Origin of the sequence: Campylobacter sp. LR291e (assembly GCF_008633915.1) — a bacterium.
GTDB lineage: Bacteria > Campylobacterota > Campylobacteria > Campylobacterales > Campylobacteraceae > Campylobacter_D.
Genome location: NZ_VJNV01000039.1, coordinates 1 through 443 on the forward strand (window position 1 = coordinate 1; position 443 = coordinate 443).

Annotated in this window: 1 protein-coding gene; it reads right to left on the reverse strand. The window is 30.7% G+C overall.

Going from position 1 to position 443, the window contains the following annotated elements:
- On the reverse strand, positions 1 to 386 hold a 386-nt coding region (locus FMM58_RS08535), incomplete at its 3' end, for a restriction endonuclease subunit S (protein WP_190317980.1).
- Positions 387 to 443 lie beyond the last annotated feature (57 nt).

Below are 443 nucleotides of genomic sequence, written 5' to 3' on the forward strand. Positions count from 1 at the left end.
TTTTCTTGTTCTTTTAGCGGTGGGAGGGGGATTTTGAGATTGTTTATATATTCATCTCTGATATTTAATAAACTTGATACAGTTCCACTAACGCAACATTGAATATATGTCTCATAAAACGCACTAGCAAAAATAAAAAATACATATTTTGCGTTTAAAGATTCAGAGATTCTAACGATTCGCAAAAATGCGCCTATTTGCGCATTATCAACATCTTTATTAACAAAAGCACATTTTGCAATATTATCTATATCGTTAGTGCTAGTAATGATAATATCGTTTTTATGAACCTGTTTTGCGCTACTAAACAATTTTTGATTTACATAAACATCGTTATTTAATAAATCTAAATTGTGTGTGATTTTATTGATATTGCCTCCGCGCATTATGCGAATTCCTTGTGAGCTAGTTAAATCGTTTTGGCTATACGAAGTTCCTTTAAC